12 protein-coding genes and 1 pseudogene are annotated in these 15,793 nt (G+C 73.7%); 7 read left to right on the top strand and 6 right to left on the bottom strand.

Features of this window, described 5'->3' with window-relative positions:
• Positions 1-4 precede the first annotated feature (4 nt).
• The 3 genes from KIT14_22065 to KIT14_22075 form a co-directional block, all read right to left on the bottom strand.
• A complete protein-coding gene (locus KIT14_22065) occupies positions 5-967 on the bottom strand; it encodes a hypothetical protein (GenBank protein ID MCW5893210.1) in 963 nt (320 codons plus the stop codon).
• 26 nt (positions 968-993) lie between these two features.
• Complete coding sequence (locus tag KIT14_22070; GenBank protein ID MCW5893211.1) at positions 994-3,591, bottom strand: hypothetical protein; 2,598 nt, start codon at positions 3,589-3,591, stop codon at positions 994-996.
• Between the two features lie 78 nt (positions 3,592-3,669).
• The gene (locus KIT14_22075; GenBank protein MCW5893212.1) at positions 3,670-4,080 is read right to left on the bottom strand and encodes a hypothetical protein; all 411 of its coding nucleotides are present in this window, start codon (positions 4,078-4,080) and stop codon (positions 3,670-3,672) included.
• 176 nt (positions 4,081-4,256) lie between these two features.
• Here KIT14_22075 and KIT14_22080 point away from each other — a divergent pair, with 176 nt between their 5' ends.
• The 5 genes and pseudogenes from KIT14_22080 to KIT14_22100 all read left to right on the top strand — a co-directional run bounded on the left by KIT14_22080 (position 4,257) and on the right by KIT14_22100 (position 9,463).
• The gene (locus tag KIT14_22080) at positions 4,257-5,870 is read left to right on the top strand and encodes a CHASE2 domain-containing protein (GenBank protein ID MCW5893213.1); all 1,614 of its coding nucleotides are present in this window, start codon (positions 4,257-4,259) and stop codon (positions 5,868-5,870) included.
• On the top strand, positions 5,867-6,232 hold the full coding sequence (locus KIT14_22085) for a hypothetical protein (protein MCW5893214.1): 366 nt from the start codon (positions 5,867-5,869) through the stop codon (positions 6,230-6,232). Before KIT14_22080 ends, KIT14_22085 begins: the two co-directional genes overlap by 4 nt.
• Positions 6,229-7,881 carry a M48 family metalloprotease gene (locus KIT14_22090; GenBank protein MCW5893215.1) on the top strand — a complete coding sequence of 551 codons (1,653 nt, stop codon included), beginning with the start codon at positions 6,229-6,231 and terminating at the stop codon, positions 7,879-7,881. Before KIT14_22085 ends, KIT14_22090 begins: the two co-directional genes overlap by 4 nt.
• 116 nt (positions 7,882-7,997) lie before the next feature.
• Positions 7,998-8,543 (top strand): annotated as a pseudogene (locus KIT14_22095) (hypothetical protein).
• A 299-nt stretch (positions 8,544-8,842) separates the two neighbouring features.
• Positions 8,843-9,463, top strand: coding sequence for an HAD family phosphatase (locus tag KIT14_22100; protein ID MCW5893216.1), 621 nt, complete (start codon positions 8,843-8,845; stop codon positions 9,461-9,463).
• Between the two features lie 16 nt (positions 9,464-9,479).
• On the opposite strand, the gene KIT14_22105 is transcribed toward KIT14_22100, so the two are convergent.
• The 3 genes from KIT14_22105 to KIT14_22115 are packed head-to-tail and all read right to left on the bottom strand — an operon-like array spanning position 9,480 to position 13,180.
• Positions 9,480-10,460 (bottom strand): DUF72 domain-containing protein, encoded by a 981-nt coding sequence (locus KIT14_22105; protein ID MCW5893217.1) that lies wholly within the window; start codon positions 10,458-10,460, stop codon positions 9,480-9,482.
• Positions 10,461-10,464: 4 nt separating this feature from the next.
• A complete protein-coding gene (locus KIT14_22110; GenBank protein MCW5893218.1) occupies positions 10,465-11,349 on the bottom strand; it encodes a hypothetical protein in 885 nt (294 codons plus the stop codon).
• Between the two features lie 7 nt (positions 11,350-11,356).
• Positions 11,357-13,180 (bottom strand): AMP-binding protein, encoded by a 1,824-nt coding sequence (locus tag KIT14_22115; protein ID MCW5893219.1) that lies wholly within the window; start codon positions 13,178-13,180, stop codon positions 11,357-11,359.
• Positions 13,181-13,351: 171 nt separating this feature from the next.
• Here KIT14_22115 and KIT14_22120 point away from each other — a divergent pair, with 171 nt between their 5' ends.
• Entirely contained in the window at positions 13,352-13,525 is a 174-nt protein-coding gene (locus KIT14_22120; protein MCW5893220.1) for a hypothetical protein, read from the top strand.
• A gap of 70 nt (positions 13,526-13,595) precedes the next feature.
• A complete protein-coding gene (locus KIT14_22125; GenBank protein ID MCW5893221.1) occupies positions 13,596-15,773 on the top strand; it encodes a hypothetical protein in 2,178 nt (725 codons plus the stop codon).
• The last annotated feature ends 20 nt before the right edge of the window (positions 15,774-15,793 follow it).

A 15,793-nucleotide genomic window follows, 5' to 3' on the forward strand; every position in this document is an offset into this window, starting at 1 on the left:
CTGTCTACGGGTTGCGACGGCGCGGCGCCATCTCCACGGTCGCCGGCGGCGTCGCCAGCTGGGGGCGCAGGAGCGCGCCGTAGCGCGGGCTGCGCGCGACGTAGCGCAGAAAGAACGGCACCGACCAGCGCAGCGTGGCGTCGTAGCCTTCCTTGAGGGGCAGGGTGCCGCAGGCGCCGCACAGCTGCGGCGCGCAGCCGAAGGTGAAGGCGCAGTGGCCGCCGCCCGCGAGGCCCACGAGCCAGCGGCGCCCGTCGAGGCGCTCGTACGAGCCGCGTGCGGCGGTCGCGAACGGCGTCACCGAGTCGGCCTCGCCGGCGATCACCATCCCGGGCTGGCGGATGACCGCCTCCGGGGCGAGCGCCGGGGCGAGCGCCACGCCGGCCTTCACGCGGCGGTCGGCGGCGAGGAGGCGCAGCGTGGTCTGGCCGCCGAACGAGTGGCCGCTGACGCCGATGCGCTTCGGGTGGACGCGCCGCCAGAACGCCGACGACGGGTTCTGGCTCTCGAGCAGCATCGCCGTCAGCACCCATTGCAGGTCCGGCACGCGGTTCAGGAACGAGTCGGGCGCGTTCGCCACGCACTGCGGGAAGTCCGCGGTCGTGTTGCCCGGGTGCGGCGGTGCCGCGACCACGAAGCCGAAGCTCGCGAGCGTCTCGACGTAGAACGGCGACTGGGCCGGGATGCCGCACGAGCCGTGCGAGAAGAGGATCAGCGGATGACGCTGCGGCGCCACCTCGGCGTTGCGCAGGATCGCGCCCTCGGCCGAGCCGGTGCCGGCCACCGCCGGGTACCAGATGAGCGTGTCGAGGACGCGCGGCTCACCCGTCGTGACCGACGTCTTCGTGAACGTGCGCTGCGTGAAGCCGACCGGGTACGGCCCGCGCGCCGGCAGCTCCGGGACCGCCGCATGGGCGACCAGGGGCAGGAGCAGGAGTGGAGCGAACCAGAGTCGGCGATGGGTCATTGGGTCACCTCATGCGTCGGTCGACGTCACTGCGGGTCGCAGGGGCCGGTGCAGAACTGCTCGATGCGGCCGTTCGGCGAGAGGAAGGCGGAGATCTGCGCCCCGGCGGCGTCGCTCGAGGTCGAGCCGTGGGCGCGGTTGTTGAACGTCGGCGCCGTGTTCGTGAGCGGCGGCACTCCGGCGTCGCAACGCGTGCGCGTCGGCGGATCGCCGACGCCGGGGCAGTCGGCGTCGGTCTCGCAGACGGCGCCGGGGTTCGCCTGGCCGGGGACGTTGCAGCGCGAGAAGCCGAGCTGCGGATCGATCTCGACGAAGGCCGAGCCGTCGAACGGCGCCGCCATCTCGGGAATCTGGAAGAAGCTGCGGTGGACGGGGGTCAGCTGCGGGATGCCGAGCGAGCGCACCTCGATCTCGGTGCCGAGGTTCGAGACCTCGGAGTCGTAGGTCGCCATGTGGATCAGGATCTTGTGCGGCACCGGCGGGTCGGAGAGCGTGCCGGGGAGGATGTGCGGCAGGTAGCCCTGCGGCTCGGCGCGGTCCCACAGCTGCTGCGCCAGCGCCAGGATCAGCTGCTCGTCGAGGCGGTCCGGATAGTTGCCGCGCGTCAGCGCCAGGTACGGATCGAAGTCGATGCTGCGGTGGAGCAGCGTCGAGTAGTTCGCGGCCGGCACTGCCAGGAAGCCGCGGTCGAACTCCTCGGCGATGCCCATGATGGCGCCGCCGAAGATGCCGCCCTGGCTGCCGCCCGAGTAGTAGACCTCGGTCGAGTCGATGATCGACACCGCCGGGCTGCCGAACCGGAACGCGGGATGCGTACCGAGGCCCGCGACCGGGTCGCGCATGAGACGCGCGAGGAGCAGGTGGTTCAGGAAGCCCTGGTGGAGGCGCTCGGGGATGCGGTGGAACTTCGAGTAGTCGGCGATCAGGTCGACGATGGCGGGCAGGTCGGGGTTCGACATGCCCTGCATGTCGACGCCGCCGATGACGAAGCCGAAGGCGTTCGCGAGCTGCGACAGCGAGCCGATCTGCGAGCGCGTGCCGAGGAGGCCGTGGCCCCACAGGGTCGGGCGGGCGGGGCGCGGCGTGCCGCCGCCGTTCAGCACCCAGTGCGGGATGTCGACCATGAACGGCACGGTCGCGTAGCCGTTCTGGCGCGGCACGCCGCCCACCAGGTTCAGGCGCGAGCCGGGGGCGTCGGCGGTCATGAAGAGCGGCGCCTGGAACGTGCCCTCGACGCGACGGAAGATGGTGGCGCTGCGGCCGAGGCCGCCGGGGCCGTCGTCGACGCTGGTCACGGTGAAGCTCGGCGTGCCGAGCGCGAACGCCTGGTCGCGCACCGCGACCATCCAGCCCGTCAGCGCCGTGGTGCTGGCGGTGGTGAAGTCCCAGGCGAGGACGAGGTCGGTGCGGGCGACGCCGGCCGCCGCGAGGCTCGCGAAGGTCGCCTCCATCGCCGGCCGTCGTGCCGCGATGCGCGCCGCGCAGGCGCTGCCGCAGGCGGCCGTCAGCTCGGCGTCGGCGGCGCCGTCACGCAGCGCCCGGAAGGCGAGGCGCGGCGTGATCGGCGTGCCCTGCGTGTCGACCAGCCGGCGGATGCCGACGACGTAGTGCGTGGCGTCGTCGAGGCGCTGGCCGGGACGGATGATGAACGCGCGCCGCGTGACGTCGGCGGTGTTCGCGTCGAGCTCGGCGAAGTGGACGACGCGGGTGCCGTCGGCCGTGGCGAGCACGGTGGGATGGCCCGCGTCGAGCGAGCGCGCGAAGCTCGTGTGGAAGGCGACGCCAGAGGCCTCGAGGTCGACGGCACGGCCGGTGTCGGGGAACAGCGTCATGATCACCGGGCCGGGGCTGAAGCCGTCGAGCGTGTTCCAGTCGGTGGGGTCGATGTGCTTGCCGGTGACGTTCGCCGGCAGCGCGTCGGCCGGGTAGGCGAGGCGCAGGCCGGTGGGCGTGGTCGGATCGGGGCGGAGGAACTGCGACGAGGGGAAGGGCAGCACGCAGCGCTCCTCGACGAGGAAGTCGCAGCCGTCGTCGGCGGGCAGGGCGAGGCCGCACAGCGCCGAGGTGGCGCCGCGCGCCGGCTTGCGGCGGGCGCCGAAGCCCTGGTCGGCAGCAGGCACGTAGTCGGCGCTCGGACGGCAGGCGAGGGCGCCGTGGCCGCGCGCGGTGCACGCGCTGGTGCAGGAGCGGACGCAGCTGCCCGCCGCGCCGGCGAGCTCCAGACGCAGGGCGCGGTCGTCGGAGCTGTTCGCCGTGGTCGCGCGCGGGTCGCGGACCTCGAGCCGCACGGTGTCGGCCTGCTGCGGGTCGACGGCGACGCGGATGCTGCCCCGGAAGCTGCCCTGGCGGTCGTAGCGCAGGCCGCTGCCCTTCGTGCGGAAGCGCGCGGCGGCAACGTCGAGCGTGTAGACGACGGCGCCGTCGTTGGCGTCGACCAGGCGCAGACGGAGGCCGCCGGCGACCAGCGCCGCCGGATCGAGACCGGCGCGGGTGACGGTGGCGCGCAGGCGCACGCGGCCGGCGGTGACGTCGAGGCCGGTCAGGTCGGCGCCGGTGCAGTCGGCGGCGCGGGCGGACGGGGCGAGAACGAGCACCGCCAGGGCGGCGGCGAGTAGGGCACGCATGCGGGCGTGGTAACGCACCCCGCGCAATCGGGGCAACGCATTTCGCACGCTCCGCCACGACGCGGAGCGGCACGGCGTTCAAGGGGCCGGCGCCGCGCGGATCGTGCTGGCCATGAAGCGACGGCCGTCGGCGAGCCAGCCTTCGATGACGAGCATCTGCCCGTCGGGCGCCTCGCGATACGGCGCGAGGACGCTCTTCGGCCCGCTCAGGAAGAGCGACGGCTTCAGCGGCTCGAGCGCGTCGCGCACGCTGGCGGCCGAGCGGCGTCCGGTGACGACCTCGAGGGCGAGCAGCTGGAACGCCCGCTGCGTGCCACCGTCGTCGACGACGAGCGACTGTGGCGTGCGGCCGTCGGCCTTCGGCGGGCCGGGGTAGCCGGTGAGGCGGATCAGCTCGGGGGCGCTGCCGTCGAACGGGGGCGCAGCGTGGGCGAGGCCGAGGCCGAGCACGACGAGCAGGCAGACCGCGCGATGGTGGAGCAGGCGCATGACCGAGAGAACCCCACGACGACGGTTGCGGCAATGGGCCTGCGCGCTGGTCCAGCGGCGGGGACGGACGTCCACGGACGTGGACCAAGAAGGAATAGGCGTTCCGAAGGTAGCTAGGCAGATCGCGCTCGGCAGGTCCGGGCCGGGGTGGAGTCGGATTTGCATCCCGTGCCCGCGTGCCGAGGGCGCGTAAGCGGCGACCGTGGAAGCGCTTCGGCTCGGTCCTGAGGCGGTGGGGGCTCTACGTCCTGGTCGCCGCCACGCTGTTCCAGCTCGACTGGTTCGGCCTCGAGGCGCGCTCGCGGGCGCGCTCGCAGGACGTGCTGAACCAGGTCTTCGCCACCAGCTATCCCACGGCGCAGCCGCACGCCGGTGGACCGAAGCCGCCCGTGGTCGTCCTCGTGACCGACGATGGGCTGCGTGCGCGGGGCGCCTCCTGGCCACCGTCCTATCGCTTCCATCGCAAGGTCCTCCAGCGCATCCACGCCTTCGGGCCCGACGGCGTGCTGATCGACGTCCTGTTCGCCGACGCGCGACCCGGCGAGCGGCTCGACGACCTGGTGCGGGCCTTCCGCAGCTACGGGTGGAGCCACACCCCGGTGGTGCTCGCCTGCGGGGCCACCTGCGACTGCGAAGCGATCCGACCGGACCTCGGGCACGACGCCGTCGACGGGCTGCGCCCGCGGCTCGGCAGCGCGCTCCAGCTGGCGCCGGTGCCGCGGCTCGCGAGCCACGTCGACGACGTCGTCCGCCGCTACCCCCTGATGCTGCCCTTGCGGGCGATCGATGCCGAGGACCCGGGCGAGGAGGTCTACGTCGGTCGCAAGCCCCGCTGTCGTACCGGCGCCTTCCAGCTCCATCGCGCCCGTCAGGTCGGCCTCGCCGCCGCCGCCATCCGCGCCGACGCCACGCGGTTCGACACGCCGCTGGAGGTGATGTGGGGCGCGCCCTGGCCGGGCCCCAGCACGCGGCGTGCGCACGTCGATTGCACGCACGTCGGCAGGCTGTCGGCGGCGGCGCGCGTCCTCGTCGGCGGCGACGTCCGCTACGCCTGCCCGTCGATGCCCGTCTTCACCGTCGCCGACCTCTACGATCCCGGCCGCGCGGGCGACGTCGCGGCGGCGATCGCCGGCGCGCCCGTCGTCTACGGCATGGACCTGGTCGGCGTCGCCGACCGCTTCACCGGTCCGATCCACGGCCGGCAGGCCGGCGCACACCTGCACGCGATGGCGCTCGACAATCTGCGGCACTGGGGCGACGCCTACGTCCGCCGCCGCTCGACGCCGCTGTGGGACGATTACGGCTTCGGTGTGGCCGACCTCGTGGTCGCCATCGTCGCCGGGCTCGCGTGGGCGGCGGCGCACGAGGGCGACTGGTGGCGCCGCTGGGCGCGCCGTCTCGCGGGACCGGGAACATGGATCGCGCGCGGCGTGGGCTTGCTGCCGCGGCTCCTCTATTGGCCGCTCGCGCTCGTGCTCGGGCTGCTGCTCGCGCTGGCGGCGGCGGTGCCGTCGCTGCCGGCGGTCGCGATCGTCGGCTACGCGCTCTTCAAATGGTGGGCGCTCGCACCGGTGAACGTGGTCGGGCAGGTGTTCGTCACCGGAACCGCCGAGCTCGCAGAGCGCTTCCTCCAACGCTTCGGCGACGTCCACGCCTGGACCGAATCCCTGCGACCTCCGCCGCCGCCACCGCCGCCGGCTGCGGTCGCCGCGGTGCAGGTCACGGTCGTCCATGCCGTCACCACCACGGTCGCGAGCGCCACGCCCGACCATGAAGGAGACCTTCCATGACGCGAATCGTCCTCGTGCTGGGGCTCGCGACGCTCCTCGCCGCCGGCGACTCGGTTGCGCTCGCCGGGCCGGCCCATCTGGTCGGGCCGGCCGTCCGCGGCGGCGAGGTGACGCTGTTCGGCAGCGAGCAGGCCGCCGCCGAGGGAGAGCCGGCGGGCAGCACCGTGCCCGGCGCCTCCGTCGCCCGCGCGCCGATCCTGCGCGTGACCGCCGACGCCTATCAGGTGAGCATCGGCGGACGGACCTGGTGGGTGAATCGCGGCGACGTCATCGCCGACGACGAGCAGCGCCGGCCCTGCACGCGCGGCGCGGGCACGCACCTCGACGTCGCCGCCAGCCGCGGGCTCGGAGACTGTCCGTGAGGCGGCGGCCGTGGCCGGCGCCGCTGCTCTTCGGCGTCGCGGGCTGTGCGACCGCGGGTCTGATGGCGGGGCGCGTGCCCGACACGCGCATCATCGAAGACGTCGCGCCCGCCGCTTTCAGCGCTCCGGCGGGCGCCGAGTCGGCCGAGCGTGCGCTCGCCGCGCAGCGGGCCGAGGGCTACGGCCTCGTGCCGGTGCCCGAGCTGACGGCGTACCTGAACGGTGTCCTCGGCAAGCTGGCGGCGGCCTCGCCGGTCACCGGCCTGCCGACGCGGGTATACGTCACGGCGAGCCCGGCGCAGTTCGGAGCGAAGTCGACCGGTGACGGCACGATCTTCGTGTGCCTCGGCACGCTGAACGACGTCGCCAACGAGGACGAAGCGGCAGCCGTGCTGGCGCACGAGCTGAGTCACGTTGCGCGCGGCCACACGGCCGTGGACGCGAGCAGCGACGTGCAGGCCCACGCCGCGCTGTGGGCGAGCATGGCGCTCGTGGTGCACGCCGGCGTCGCGAGCGGCAAGGGCACGGGGGCGAGCGGCGCCCTCGAGCATCAGGCGGCGGCGCTGGGCGCGCAGGGCCTGCTGCTCGCGTTCACCCAGCGCGTGCTGCTGCCGTCCTGGTCACGGGCCCAGGAGCGGGAGGCGGACCTCCTGGCCGTCGATCTGCTCGCGGCCTCGGGGTACGACCCCTACGCGTTCGAGACCGTCCTCGATCTCCAGCTCGCCGCCGAGGCGGCCGAGCCCGACACGTCGGCGCTCGGTGCGGCGCTCGGCCAGACGCTCGGCGACGTCACCGCGCGGTATCTGCGCGGCGGGTCCGGCGACGACGTCCGCAACGCCGCGATCGACGGCGCCACCCGGTTCCTCCTCGACCAGCTCGGAGGCTCGCATCCGAGCACGCCGGAGCGACGCGAGCTGGTGTCGAAGTACCTCGCGCGTCACTACCCCGGCGGTGCGCGCGAGCGCGCCACGGCCGCGTGGGGCAAGGCGATGAAGGTGCCGCGCACGCAGATCACCCTGCGCAACTATCGCAACGCCGAGCGCGCGCGGCAGCTGCTGACGGAGGGCAAGCTCGCCGACGGCAAGGAGGTCGCCGCCCGCTCGGCGAAGCAGCACACGCGCGACCATGCCTATCCCGCCGCGGTGCTGGCCACGGCGCACCAGCAGACGAACGACGTCGCGAGTGCGCTCGGCGTGCTGCGCCGGGCGATCGACGGCCCGGAGCCCGCGTGGGAGCCGTATCGGCTGAAGGGACGCTTCGAGCTCGAGGCGGGCCGCCCCGACCAGGCTGCGCGCACGTTGGAAGAGGGCTATCGACGCCTGGGAGAGCCCGAGCAGGCGATTCCCTATCTGCTGTTCGCCTATCAGCAGGCGGGGCGCGACGACGAGGCCCGGCGGCTCGCGGCCGCCTGCATGATGAGCCATCCCCAGCGCGGGCTCGGGGGCCTCTGCCAGCCGGCCGCAATCCCGGCGTCGGGCACCGAGGCGCCTGCAGGGGTCGCCGGCGCAGCGGCCGCGGCCGCTGCCGATCCGCGCGAGGCCCAGCGTGAGGCGGCGCGCCAGCAACGCGAGGCGGCGAAGGCGGCGCGGGCGGCGGCACGCAGCGAGGAGCGCGCCCGTCGCAAGGCCGCCGCGACGCTGTCCTGGTAGCCGCGGCGGCGCGCACGATGCGCTGCCGTTTCCACGCTCGAAGGATTCCCGTCCGCCCGGATGGGCGGACCTTGCCCGTCGCGTGCACGCGACGGGCAAGGTTGTAAGCGATCTTGATGCCGTACGTCGTGGCATGGCGGTTGCGGCGGCGCGGGCGGATGCGAACTCTGCCGTCGGCCTCCCCGCGCTCCGGTATGCTCCGGGCTGTCTCGTCCTGCTCGCCGCGACGCTCCCGCTCGGCACGGCAGCCGCCGCCAAGAAGCCCCAAGCCCGCGCCGTGCCCGCCGGCGCGCTACCTCGTCGTCGGCGCGCCGCTGGTGGCGGGGGAGCCGGGACCGAGCACCGATGCGGTTCAGGTGGGGGCCGACTTCATCGTGATCGACGATCTCTGCGGCCCCGTGCGCCTGAAGCCGAAGCGCACGGGGCCGCTCAAGGTGAAGTTCCGATCCTGTCCGCGCCTTCCGGGCAAGGTCACGCTGAACGTCCGGCTGGCCGACGAGTGCCGCCGCCTGGTGGGAACGTTCAAGGCGAAGGGACAGCCCCGGCGGAAGATCGAGGCGCGCATCTCCACCTGCGGCGACGGCGTCCTCGACCCGCTGGCCGGCGAGCAGTGCGACGACGGCAACGCCGTCGCCGGCGACGGCTGCGAGCCGACGTGCCGGCCGACGTCCGACGGACCCGGCGTGACGACGACCACGGTCACGACGACGCCCACCACGCTCGCGGCGACGACCACCACGAGCATCCTCGTCGGGCCGCCGACCACGACCGTGCCGACCGTGACCACGACCTGGCGCGAGCCGAACTTCGCCGAGCGCACGTCGATCAGGAAGCCAGCCCGGCTGCACCGCCGCCGCGACCGGGTCCTGCATCGATCCGATCTTCGGCCGGCGATCCCGGGCGGCTGCTGGACGACCACTGCGCGTTGCAATACGTCCCCACGCCGCTACTCTCCCGGCCCGTGCCCATCCGCGCAGCGATCTTCGATCTCGGCGGCGTCGTCGTCGGCTCGCCCCTCCACGTCATCGCCGCCTACGAGCGCGAGCTGGGCTACGCTCCGAACGCCATCAACCGCGTCGTCGTCACCACCGGCCCGACCGGCGCCTGGTCCCGCCTCGAGCGCGGCGAGCTCGACCTCGACGCCTTCTACCCGCTCTTCGACGCCGAGTGCGCCGCCGCCGGCGCCCCCATCGACGCGCGCCTGATGATGGCGCGCGTCGCCACCGCCATCGGCCCGCGCCCGGAGATGCTGGAGGCGATCCGCCGCATCCGCCGCTCGGGTCTCAAGGCCGCCGCGCTCACCAACAACTGGGTCTCGAACGACCCGGGTACGAGCGTCCTCGCCCCGCACTTCGACGTCTTCGTCGAGTCGGCCGTCGTGGGCCTGCGCAAGCCCGACCCGCGCATCTACCGGCTCGTCTGTCGCGAGCTCGACGTCGCCCCCCCGGAGGCCGTGTTCCTCGACGACATCGGCTCGAACCTGAAGGCCGCGCGGGCGATGGGCATGACGACGATCAAGGTCGACGAGCCGGGGCAGGCGTTGGCGGAGCTGGAGGGCGTGCTGGGGCTGGCGCTGCGCTGAGCCGAGCTGCTCGCGCTCAGGACGGCTCCGCCAGCTCCGCCGCGAGCGCTCGGATCGTCAGCGGCGCCGATCCCTCGGCCTTGTTGTTGATCACCGCGTACGCCGCCCGCCCCGCCGCGGCCGCTGCGCGCAGGAGCGTCGCCACCTGCCGCCGCACCGGCGGGTTCTCGTCGACCAGCCGGTCGAAGGGCCGATAGCGCTCCACGGCCGCGTCGTAGGCGAACCCGCGGCCCAGCATCCAGCGCACGACGAGCGGCCCGTGCGTGCCGACGCGCGCCGCCTGCACGGGCACGTCGGGCATCGCGGGGTGGACGTTGAGACAGTGCACCGCGCCGGTGTCGGCGAGCGCGGCGGCGTAGGCGTCGCACAGGAGCTGCGGCGTGCGCAGCTCGACGGCATAGCACGGGCCTGCAGGCAGGGCGCGCAGGAACGCCCGCAGCCGCGCCGCGAACCCCACCGGCCCGCCGAGCAGCTCGGCCGGCTGCGGCGGGAGCTGGAACACGACGACGCCGAGCTTCGCACCGAGACCGGCGAGCGCCGGCGCCACGACCTCGCGGGCGGTGTACGCCGCGTCGAGGAACCAGGGGCTCGCCTGTCCGCGCAGCGCGCCGTGGCGCTCGTGCGATGGTACGCGCGCCATGCAGATCAGCTCGTGCGCCTTCACGACGAGGCGGAAGTCGTCCGGCACCTCTGCCGCCATGGTCGCGAACGCGTCGGCGTCGATCGGGGCGTAGTAGGTGCGATCGAGGCCGACGGCGCGCAGCAGCGGGTGCTGGGCGTAGGCCCGCAGACCGTGACGCGCGAGCACCGCGGGCGTCGCGGGGCGGTCCCACACGATGCCTTCCCAGCCGGGAAAGCCCCACGACGAGGTGCCGAACCGCACGCCGGCAGGCAGCCGCGCCGCGAGCGCCGTCAGCGCGGGCGACGCCGGTGCCGGGCCGACGCGGAGCGGCTCGGGGACGGTGAACAGCTCCAGCTGGTCGCGACGCCGTCCCATCGGCTCAGCGCTCGGCGCATTCGACGAGGTAGAGCGGCGCGCCGACCCCTTCGGAGCCGAGGAGATAGCCGCGGCCGTCCGACGTGTAGCTGATCGCCTCGGCCTGCGGCTGCGAGGCGCTCGTGACGGCGACGGGCGTGGCGTCGAGCACGTCCTCGAAGGCGCGGGCGCCGGGGCTGCGCAGCTCCCAGACGCGGCCGTAGGTGCGCAGCAGGACGCGCTCGCCGTCGGGATGGACCGCGGCGGCGGTGGTGTACGAGTCGAACTCGTTCGGGGCCCGCAGGCGGCGCACGCGCACCGCGGTGCCGCCGGCGCGCGAGCCCAGGCCGTCGACGCGGAAGACGTCGCCGAGCGACGCCAGCACCTTCGAGATCACGAACACGCGCGCGGTGCGGGGATCGACGAGGATCGCCTCCGCGTTGCGCGGGCCCTCGGCGTAGGTGAAGGGCAGAACCTCCGCGCGCAGCGGCTGGTTGCGCAGCTCGGCCGGCTCGCGCAGCTTCAGGAGCTGGACGCCCGCACGCCGCTGGCCGTTGTCGCCGATGTCGGCCAGGTAGATGCACCATGCGCTGCGGGTCGCGTCGCACGGGCCGACGGCGACGTCCTCCGGATCGCGGCTCTTCACGCCGGGGATGGGGAAGGTCGCGACGATGCGGCCGTCCTCGCGGATGGCGTGCAGCGCGAGCGCGTTGCCGGAATCGTTGTGCGCCCAGTAGATGCCCGGGTGGCGCCGGCTCGCGGCCAGGCCGGACAGCTCGCGCAGCGCCTCGGGGACGCTGCCGACGCGGCGCGCTCGCAGGGCGTAGGTCGGGCAGACCCCCGGCGCCGCGCTCGCGTCGTGCGCGAGCAGGGCACCGAGCACGAGGGGTGCGAGCAGGGAGCGGCGCAATCCGGGCCTAGCGATCGAGGACGTCGAGCTTCTCCGCCGCGGCGAAGGCCTGCCGCAGGCCGGCGTAGTCCTCCTGGCCGAAGGGACGGTACGCGGTATCGCCGCGCGTGCGCCAGAAGACCGGCGCGTCGCCGAGACGGTTCAGGTCGAAGTGCACCTTCTTGAGATTGCGGACCAGGATCTTCTCGGTCTGCGTGTACTCGAAGTCGTCGACCAGGCGCACGAAGTCGGGGAACCACTTGCGGTCCATGCCGCCGCCGCCGATCTGCTGCTCGCAGAAGTCGAAGAAGCTCTTCGGATCGAACGTGGTGCCGGGCTTCAGCTTGAGCGCCACCATGACGAGCTCGTCCGAGACCGAGCAGGGCACGCCGTAGGCGGCGGCGAGCACGATGTCCGGGTGCTCCTGGATCAGGCGCGCGACCTGGAGCGCGGAGAAGTTCTCGCCGTCCTTGCGGATCCAGTCGTCGGTGCGGCCGTCGAAGAAGAGGTAGCGGGTGCCGTCGCGCTCGACGATGTGGCCGAGGTCGCCCGAGTGGTAGACGCCGTCGCGGTACTTCGAGGTGTTGGCGTCGGGGTTGTCGAAGTAGCCCTGGAAGAGGCCGGTGTCGGCGGCGACGCGGCATATCTCGCCGACCGCCTCGGCGTAGTTCGTGATCTTGCCGTCGGCGTCCAGGATCGCGGGCGGGCAGGGCTCGCCCTTCTCGTTCAGGATCTGCACCGCCGGATCGGTGACCTCGCCGACCGAGCCGCGCGGGTCGCCCTTCTTGCGGAACGTGCTGATCGCCGCCTCGGTCGAGCCGTAGAGCTCGAACATGTCGTCGAGGCCCATCCAGGCCATGAACTTCTCGATGTCGGGCGCCGAGGCGCCGTTGCCGACGGCCCACGCGAGGGTGTTCTTCGGATCCTGCGCGACCTCCTTCAGGATCCGCTGCTCGTCGCCGCCGTACTGCTTGGCGATCGCGTTCAGCACGTAGTGCACGGGCTCGCCGACGTAGTTCCAGAAGGTCACGCCGTGCTGGCGGACGTCGGGCAGGAAGCTCGAGGCGCTGAAGCGCTCGCGGATCGCGAGGCGGCCGGTCACGTGGAAGATCGGGTGGAAGCCGAGGAAGATGGCGTTGGAGTGGAAGAGCGGCATGCAGGCGTAGCCGCAGTCGTCGGGACCGAGGCCCAGGTTCGACGACACCGCCATGCCGATGGCGAGCAGCTTGAAGTGGTTGTTGTTGATGCCCTTCGGCAGGCCCGTCGTGCCGGAGGTGTAGATGACCATGTGCGGCGCCATGGCGTTGACGTCGATCGCCGGCGCGTCGAGCGCCTTCGCGATCGGGCCGACCTCGCTCTCGACGGCGGCCATGAGATCGACCGCATCGTCGACCGCCGAGTCCTCGGTGCGCAGCACGACGACGTTCTCCGGCGCGACCGTCGTGAGCTGCGGCAGCACGCGGGCCACCTCGGGCCAGAGGCGCTGATCGACGACGAAGAGGCGGGCGCGCGATTGGTTCACGACCCCGGCGAGGGTCTCGCCGCGGAGCCCCGTGTTGACGCCGAACAGCGTCAGGCCCGCGTAGCCGCAGGCGCCGTAGAGCGCCAGGAGCTCGAGGTGGTTCTCCAGCAGCATGGCGACGTGTCCGGGCCGCGAGTCGTCGATGGTGCCGAGGCGCGCGAGGAGGAAGTGGGCCAGGCGGACGCTCTCGTCGCGGAAGCGACGATACGTCCAGGTGCGGTCGTGCTGGTGGAGGAACGCCTTCCGGCCGACCTCGGGGTGCAGGCCGCGGGCCTCGATCTGGGCTCCGATCGCGAGCGGGGCGTCGAACGACGGGACGGGGGTGGACACTGCAGCGTACCTCCTCGGGCTGGGGCTGGGAGGGTTGCAATAGCCCAGGACCCGATGGGCGGAAAGCGCTGCGCGGTGGACCCGGGAGTCGCGCATCGCCCCGCCCGCGGGCGGCGCCGAGCCGCTTTTCTCTTGACCGTTCCCGCCGAGGGAATGGTACCTCCCCCGGCCATGCGGACTCGTCGGGGAGCCGTCTGGAATCGCCGCCTCGGGCTCGTGCCGTTGGTCGTGCTGGCGCCCGCGTGGGCCATGCCGATCGCCGGTCCCTCGGCGGCGATCTCCCGCGGCGGGCGACGCTCGTGGCCGACGTGCCGTGCGCGGCCGCCGGCGGCGACGTGCACGTGATCGCGGTATCGGCTGCCGCAGCACGAGCGAGGGGGCGCTCGTGAGGGGGGCGACGAGGCGGCGGCGGGCGATGTCCGCCGCCGTCCTCGTCGCTGCGGTCCTGTCCGCAGGCCGGGCCGCCGCCGCCGAGTTCCCGGTGCGCGGCGCGAAGCTCGTGGTGTCCGATCCGACCGGCGACCCGGCACGGCGCAAGGTCGTCGTGACCGCGAAGGACGGGCCCGGTAGCGCCGCCTATGCGGGCGGCGATCCCACCACGGCCGGCGCCACGCTGCGCATGGTCTTCACCGGCGGCACGCCGTCCGACCTGGCGCTCGCCCTCGACGCGGCCGGCTGGCGCCCGAGCGGTGGGGGCGGGTTCCGCTATGCCGCGCGCGGCGCCGGCGGGTCGAGCGTGGCGGCGGCGCTGTCCCGTTCGGCGAAGGGCGTCGTCAAGCTGAAGGTGCAGCTGAAGGGCGTCGACGGCGTCGTGCCGCCGGCGCCCGGCGACACCGCGGACGTCGTGCTGAGCGTCGGCGGCGGCCACGCCTGGTGCGTCGGCTTCGGCGGCGCCGCCGGCGGCACCGAGACGCGCGACGACGCGCGGGCGTGGCTCGTGCGCAAGCCGGGCGTGCCGACGTGCCCGCCGCCGCCCACGACGACCAGCACCTCGACCACGAGCACGACGAGCAGCACCGGCACGACCGCGACGACGACGACCAGCACCACGGTCACCACCATCTCGGCCACGAGCACCACGTCGACGAGCAGCACGACGACCACCACCACGACGACCCAGCCGCCGGTCACGACCACGACGACCACCGTCCCCCCGCCGACGACCACGACCACCACGACCGCGCCGCCGGTCACGACGACGACCACCACCACCACGACCACCACCGCGCCGCCGGCGTCGACCACGACCACGACGACCATCCCGCCGCCGACGCTGATCGAGGTGAACCTCCTCTACGTCCACGGCCTCAAGAGCTGCGCCGGCGCCCGCACGAGCGCGCACGACACGCTGGCCGCGCTCGACGCCGCCGTCGCCGCGGCCCTGCCGGCGCGCATCGCGGCCTGGGAGGCCGCGCATCCGGGCAAGCAGCTGGTCGTGCGCAGCGCGCGCGCCAACGTCTACACGGCGACCGCGTCCGGCATCCATCCGTCGGACTCGCCGAACCCGCTCGACATGGACGACTGGGAGGTCGGCGACCCGGGTTGCACCGCGACCGCGCAGGGGCAGCCGTGCACGACGGCGTACGAGTGGCGCTACCGTCTGGCGAAGGAGATCGAGCGGCTCTATCCGGCACCGGCGAAGAACGTCGTCCTCGTCGGCCACAGCGCGGGCGGGCGCGCGGCGATGGAGGTGGCGGCGAACGTCGGCCCCGGCGGCGTCGGCACCATGGACTGGGGCGTGCAGCAGCGCATCGCCGGCGTCGTCAGCGTGCAGGGCATGATCGATCAGCTCGGCACCAGCAAGTACAACGTCGTCGGCATCACCAGCTTCGAGACCGCCTGCAAGAACGGCGATGCGATCCTCGGCTTCGGCGAGTCGTGCGCGCCCGGCAACGGCTTCTGCGAGTGGGCGGCCCGCGTGTCCGGCTTCCCCGCCGCCGACTGGGTGGCGCAGAACCGGCGCGCGCGCATGCTGATCTCGTGGGGAAGCTGCTCGCCGTCGGCGTGGACGGGGCGCAGCGACGGCACGCTGCCGTACGACGCGCAGGGCAGCACCTTCGCCGTCGGTCTCGACATGACGCCGGCACCCGGCCAGACGTGGCGGCCGGCCCACGGCGAGAGCTACGGCAGCTTCTGCCACAGCGCGGTGACCAACGCGTCGAACGGCAGCCACGTCGCCGCGCGCACCGCCGCTCGCGATCGCATCCTCGAGTTCCTCTTCACCGCCGCGCCGCGGGTCGCGGCGCAGGGCAGCGACACGACCGGCTCCATCGCCCACAACCAGTCGACGGGCACCTTCCCGATGGGGGCGAGCTGTCCGTCGGGCGACGTCGACGACACGGTCACGAGCGGCACCAAGGGCCCCGGCATCGACGTCGTCGGCGTCTGCCGGCACCCGGGCTTCTTCGACGGCGACGACCACGCCGTCGCGCTCGCGGAGCTCACCGTCGCGAACGGCGCCACCTGCAACGGCACCTACCGCTGGACGCAGGCGCACGACGCCAGCAACAACCACGCGGCGCAGTTCTGGTGGAAGACGCGCTCGCTGCGCGCGAACGGCCCGGATCTGGTGTCGACGCTGCCGGCGAGCTGACGACGACCGGCGGCGCAGCG

It is taken from the genome of bacterium, from assembly GCA_026129405.1.
Lineage (GTDB): Bacteria > Desulfobacterota > Binatia > DP-6 > DP-6 > JAHCID01.

Excerpts from the sequence above, each read along its gene's own strand:
- KIT14_22105 (MCW5893217.1), bottom strand. The coding sequence starts at position 10,460 with ATGGGACGGCGTCGCGACCAGCTGGAGCTGTTCACCGTCCCCGAGCCG.
- KIT14_22125 (MCW5893221.1), top strand. The coding sequence starts at position 13,596 with ATGTCCGCCGCCGTCCTCGTCGCTGCGGTCCTGTCCGCAGGCCGGGCC.
- KIT14_22070 (MCW5893211.1), bottom strand. The coding sequence starts at position 3,591 with ATGCGTGCCCTACTCGCCGCCGCCCTGGCGGTGCTCGTTCTCGCCCCG.
- KIT14_22065 (MCW5893210.1), bottom strand. The coding sequence starts at position 967 with ATGACCCATCGCCGACTCTGGTTCGCTCCACTCCTGCTCCTGCCCCTG.
- KIT14_22075 (MCW5893212.1), bottom strand. The coding sequence starts at position 4,080 with ATGCGCCTGCTCCACCATCGCGCGGTCTGCCTGCTCGTCGTGCTCGGC.
- KIT14_22120 (MCW5893220.1), top strand. The coding sequence starts at position 13,352 with ATGCGGACTCGTCGGGGAGCCGTCTGGAATCGCCGCCTCGGGCTCGTG.
- KIT14_22085 (MCW5893214.1), top strand. The coding sequence starts at position 5,867 with ATGACGCGAATCGTCCTCGTGCTGGGGCTCGCGACGCTCCTCGCCGCC.